Below are 4685 nucleotides of genomic sequence, written 5' to 3'. Positions count from 1 at the left end.
TTGTCCTGATTTTTGTTAATCCACTATATTTTAGATAATGCGTGATTTCACCGTATGGGTGTCTTACGGGAAATGGCGGAAAAATTGGGACATAAGGTATTGCCTCTTGCACCTTATTTACCTGAGCTCAACCCGATTGAGAAAGTGTGGGCGAATATTAAGCGGTATCTGCGAACCGTTTTGTCTGATTACGCCCGATTTGACGATGCACTACTGTCCTATTTTGATTTTAATTGACTATAGAACGTTGCGGCTACGCGGAAGCCGTACTCGTTGGATTTGGAGCGGCCCATTTTGGTTTTGTCACCGTCCAAGACAATCTCACGGGGTTTGCAGATTGTTTTGTGACGGTAGTATGGATCAAACTCGAGATCGACGCTGTCGGTCAACTGTTTGCCTACATTCAGACCGATACCGACACTCCAACCTTTGGCGCTTTTGCTGACATCGCGGGAAGCACCCATCTGGGTCGTCATCACTTTGGTTTTGCCGCGCAAATCTGCATATGCATCCGCCCAAGGGGTTAGGGATCATCCGTCCCCCAAATCTTGGCGGATTTCGCCATGGACTTTCAAAGCAAGGTTTTCATGCTTGGTAACGGTGTTTTTCCTTATCGCCGATGATGGCTTTGCCTTTGCCGTTAGACTCGGGAATATCGGCTACCGTAACGGCGGACACGGCTGCAAGTGAGAGTGCAAGCAGGGTTTTTTCATGTTTTTATAATGAGGATAAATAAATGGAGAAAGTGTGGGAAATACCCGCATTCCAATTAAATCTTTTTTCAAGCAATGAGTTCTTTTTGTTTTCAACATTTTCCTTGTGTATGAAATTTTGCCAGATGTGCAGGCGGAATCGGCAGCGGGGTGTTCTGTACCGGATTGTCGTGGAAATGGGAAAACGGATGTTCCGTGCGGTTTTGTCCGAATGAATGGTGGGTATTGTTTTTATCAATCTGTTTCTTTTTCTTTGGAATAAAATTCCTAAAATATTAAAAATATGAAATTTAAAATCTATGAAAAAAGATATATCAGTTATTTTGAAATAAAATAGCTTTGTAGTAATATGTTGCACTTGTTTGTGCAAGGTAAACGATGTAACCTAAGCCGCGTATAAAAACCCATCAGGAAAGATGCAAGATGACACACCATTACCCCACAGACGATATTAAGATTAAAGAAGTTAAAGAGCTGTTGCCGCCGATTGCCCATCTTTACGAGCTGCCGATTTCCAAAGAGGCTTCGGGCTTGGTTCACCGCACCCGTCAGGAAATTTCCGATTTGGTTCACGGCAGGGACAAGCGGCTGTTGGTCATTATCGGGCCGTGTTCGATTCACGATCCGAAAGCGGCGTTGGAATATGCGGAGCGTTTGTTGAAACTCCGCAAGCAGTATGAAAACGAGCTTTTGATTGTGATGCGCGTTTATTTCGAGAAGCCGAGGACGACGGTGGGTTGGAAAGGTTTGATTAACGACCCGCATTTGGACGGTACGTTCGATATCAATTTCGGTTTGCGTCAGGCGCGCAGCCTGTTGTTGTCGCTGAACAATATGGGTATGCCTGCCTCTACCGAGTTTTTGAATATGATTACGCCGCAATATTATGCGGACTTGATTTCTTGGGGGGCAATCGGTGCGCGGACGACCGAAAGCCAAGTTCACCGCGAATTGGCAAGCGGGCTGTCCTGCCCCGTCGGCTTTAAAAACGGTACGGACGGCAATTTGAAGATTGCCATCGACGCAATCGGTGCGGCGAGCCATTCGCATCATTTCTTGTCTGTAACCAAGGCCGGACATTCCGCCATTGTCCATACCGGCGGCAATCCCGACTGTCATGTCATTTTGCGCGGCGGAAAAGAGCCGAATTATGATGCGGGACACGTCAGCGAGGCGGCGGAACAACTGCGTGCGGCAGGGGTAACCGATAAGCTGATGATAGATTGCAGCCACGCCAACAGCCGCAAGGATTACACCCGGCAGATGGAAGTGGCACAAGATATTGCTGCCCAATTGGAACAGGACGGGAGCAATATTATGGGCGTGATGGTGGAAAGCCATTTGGTCGAAGGCAGACAGGATAAGCCGGAAGTGTACGGCAAAAGCATTACCGATGCGTGTATCGGTTGGGGCGCGACTGAAGAACTGTTGGCATTGTTGGCAGGTGCAAACAAAAAACGTATGGCGCGCGCCGGTTGAGATTTTTGACACGGAATGTCATAAAATGCCGTCTGAAGCGTTCAGACGGCATTTTTGTGGAGGAAATATGCTCAAAATAACCCTAATTGCGGCGTGTGCGGAAAACCTGTGCATCGGGGCGGGCAATGCTATGCCTTGGCACATCCCCGAAGATTTCGCATTTTTCAAAGCCTATACCTTGGGCAAACCCGTCATTATGGGGCGGAAAACGTGGGAATCCCTGCCCGTCAAACCCCTGCCTGGACGGAGGAACATCGTCATCAGCCGGCAGGCGGATTATTGCGCGGCAGGCGCGGAAACGGCGGCAAGTTTGGAGGCGGCATTGGCATTGTGCGCAGGCGCGGAAGAAGCCGTCATTATGGGCGGCGCGCAGATATACGGACAAGCGATGCCATTGGCGACCGATTTGCGGATAACCGAAGTGGATTTGTCTGTGGAAGGAGATGCATTTTTCCCCGCAATAGACCGGACGCATTGGAAAGAAGCAGAGCGGACGGAACGCCGTGTCAGCAGCAAAGGCACGCGCTATGCTTTTGTGCATTATTTGAGATATTGAAATATAAACTCTCTATAAAATCCCCCGCAAATGATGGGCTGAAATAGAAAATATTGTTATTCCCCCGAAGATGGGAATCCGGGATTTTAAAGTTAGGGTAATTTATCCGAAATAACAACAATCTTCCATCGTCATTCCCGCAAAAGCGGGAATCCGGAAACGAAAAGCTAAAGCAATTTATCGGAAAAAACCGAAGTTTAAAGAACCGGATTCCCGCCTGCGCGGGAATGACGAGATTTTAGGTTATGGGGATTTATTGGGAATAATGGAACAAAGAAAGCAGAAATAAGGATATAGAGGCTGTCTTTGGATTTGCGATGGTTGTCGGAGAATGCCGTCTGAAGCCGCTTCAGACGGCATTTTTCCAGCTTGAGAACGGATGCCTGCTCAAATAGGCATTGGTAAACATACCGTCGGCAGTGATTTCCCGTCCCAGCCAGTCCGGACGGTCAAAATCGGCATTCTCGTCGGGCAACTCGATTTCCGCGACGACCAAAGGCGCATTATCGCCAAGAAAAACATCGATTTCAAACAGGCTGCCGCCCCATCTGACCGGATAACGCCATTTTTCCATCTTAAACGGACACATCGTTTCCATCATCTTTTCCGCATCGGCAAGCGGGATTTCGTATTCAAACTCACTGCGGCTGAGTTCCGAAATATAGCCTTTCAGCGTCAGCCACGCCCGTTGTCCGGCAATACGGACACGGACGGTGCGTTCTTTTTCAACAGATAGATAACCCTGCCTCAACAGCAGCGGCTCATCGGCGTATTGCCGCCAGTTGTCGTTTTCAATCAAAAAACGGCGTTCGATTTCTATCGGCATAAGATGCTCCGTCAAAACGGTTTGAACACGACCAGATACAGCGCGGCAACCATCAGCAGCACGGGGATTTCGTTGAACACGCGGTACCAGCGGTGTGAAAAAGCATTGCTGTAATCCTGAAAACGGCGCAGCAGCACGCCGCAATACAACTGGTAAGCCAAGAGCATCAAGCCCAAACACAGTTTGACGTGTACCCAGCCGCTGCCCCACCAGCCGGCGGCAAACGGTATCGCCGCGCCGAACACGACCGCGCCGAAGCCCAACGGCGACATAAAACGGTACAGCCGCACCGCCATGCCCGACAGACGCACATACTCGGGATTGCCGCGCGGCACATCAATCATCGCCATATTGACGAAAATCCTCGGCAGGTAAAACAGCCCTGCAAACCACGAAATGACAAAAAACAAGTGAAACAGCTTGAACCAAGAAAACATCATCGCCCACACCCTGCCGAAAAGCGGTATTGTACAGGCAAACCGCTTGGGAAACGTGATAAAATCAGGCGGATAAACAAATCGAATAAATCCTTACCGCAAAACGGAGGCAAAATGCTCAAATCCATCGAACTCAATTCCCACATCCGCAACCGCCTTGCAGAATATCTGAAAGGCAGGGGTATGGATTTTCAGACGGCAATGCAGGAAGAAAAAGGCAACAAAGAAATCGCCGCCATCGTCCACAGCGGTTTGCCCACTCTGGTCCGCAAACTGTATTCCGAACAAAAAATGCAGAAGTTTTTTTGGGAAAAGCGGGATTTGATTGCCGACTACATCAGCCGCCGGATGCAGGGATAGGTGGCTGAAATCTGTTTTCAGGCAAGTGAAAAGACAATATGGCAGATTGAAATTACGCTTATCGTCATTCCCGCCCGCGCGGGAATCCGACTTGTTTGGTTTCGGTTATTTTTCGTTTCGTAACTTTTGAGCCGTCATTCCCGCGCAGGCGGTAATCCGGCTTGTTCGGTTTCGGTTCTTTTTCTCGTTTCGGGTGATTTCTAAACCGTCATTCCCGCGCAGGCGGGAATCTAGGTCTTTAAACTTCGGTTTTTTCCGATAAATTTTTGCCGCATTAAAATTCTAGATTCCCGCTTTCGCGGGAATGACGGCGG

The 4685-nt window shown here is 48.9% G+C and carries 6 protein-coding genes and 1 pseudogene; 4 read left to right on the top strand and 3 right to left on the bottom strand.

Annotation, left to right across the window (positions count from 1 at the left end; genetic code table 11):
- Positions 1-27: 27 nt before the first annotated feature.
- Positions 28-237 (top strand): annotated as a pseudogene (locus tag HMPREF2959_RS11565) (transposase); the annotation flags it as partial.
- Here HMPREF2959_RS11565 and HMPREF2959_RS09400 read toward each other — a convergent pair.
- Positions 219-476 (bottom strand): hypothetical protein, encoded by a 258-nt coding sequence (locus tag HMPREF2959_RS09400; RefSeq protein ID WP_002243226.1) that lies wholly within the window; start codon positions 474-476, stop codon positions 219-221. The pseudogene HMPREF2959_RS11565 and the gene HMPREF2959_RS09400 sit on opposite strands and share 19 nt — an antisense overlap.
- A 660-nt stretch (positions 477-1136) precedes the next feature.
- On the opposite strand from HMPREF2959_RS09400, the gene aroG reads away from it, so the two are divergent.
- Complete coding sequence (aroG, locus tag HMPREF2959_RS09395; RefSeq protein WP_070696729.1) at positions 1137-2192, top strand: 3-deoxy-7-phosphoheptulonate synthase AroG; 1056 nt, start codon at positions 1137-1139, stop codon at positions 2190-2192.
- A 67-nt stretch (positions 2193-2259) separates the two neighbouring features.
- Complete coding sequence (locus HMPREF2959_RS09390; protein WP_002218701.1) at positions 2260-2748, top strand: dihydrofolate reductase; 489 nt, start codon at positions 2260-2262, stop codon at positions 2746-2748.
- Positions 2749-3097: 349 nt separating this feature from the next.
- Here the strand turns inward: HMPREF2959_RS09390 and HMPREF2959_RS09385 are convergent, their stop codons facing one another.
- The gene (locus HMPREF2959_RS09385) at positions 3098-3574 is read right to left on the bottom strand and encodes a CYTH domain-containing protein (protein WP_002243228.1); all 477 of its coding nucleotides are present in this window, start codon (positions 3572-3574) and stop codon (positions 3098-3100) included.
- Positions 3575-3585: 11 nt separating this feature from the next.
- On the bottom strand, positions 3586-4014 hold the full coding sequence (locus HMPREF2959_RS09380; protein WP_002212270.1) for a CopD family protein: 429 nt from the start codon (positions 4012-4014) through the stop codon (positions 3586-3588).
- Positions 4015-4125: 111 nt separating this feature from the next.
- Between HMPREF2959_RS09380 and HMPREF2959_RS09370 the strand changes: the two genes are divergently transcribed.
- Positions 4126-4371: a hypothetical protein gene (locus HMPREF2959_RS09370; protein WP_002212272.1), complete on the top strand. Its 246-nt coding sequence runs from the start codon at positions 4126-4128 to the stop codon at positions 4369-4371.
- The last annotated feature ends 314 nt before the right edge of the window (positions 4372-4685 follow it).

The sequence above is a fragment of the Neisseria sp. HMSC070F02 genome, from assembly GCF_001814225.1.
GTDB lineage: Bacteria > Pseudomonadota > Gammaproteobacteria > Burkholderiales > Neisseriaceae > Neisseria > Neisseria meningitidis.
This window is presented reverse-complemented; position numbering and strand designations above follow the sequence as displayed.

Excerpts from the sequence above, each read along its gene's own strand:
- HMPREF2959_RS09385 (WP_002243228.1), bottom strand. The coding sequence starts at position 3,574 with ATGCCGATAGAAATCGAACGCCGTTTTTTGATTGAAAACGACAACTGG.
- HMPREF2959_RS09390 (WP_002218701.1), top strand. The coding sequence starts at position 2,260 with ATGCTCAAAATAACCCTAATTGCGGCGTGTGCGGAAAACCTGTGCATC.
- HMPREF2959_RS09370 (WP_002212272.1), top strand. The coding sequence starts at position 4,126 with ATGCTCAAATCCATCGAACTCAATTCCCACATCCGCAACCGCCTTGCA.
- HMPREF2959_RS09400 (WP_002243226.1), bottom strand. The coding sequence starts at position 476 with ATGACGACCCAGATGGGTGCTTCCCGCGATGTCAGCAAAAGCGCCAAA.
- aroG (WP_070696729.1), top strand. The coding sequence starts at position 1,137 with ATGACACACCATTACCCCACAGACGATATTAAGATTAAAGAAGTTAAA.
- HMPREF2959_RS09380 (WP_002212270.1), bottom strand. The coding sequence starts at position 4,014 with ATGATGTTTTCTTGGTTCAAGCTGTTTCACTTGTTTTTTGTCATTTCG.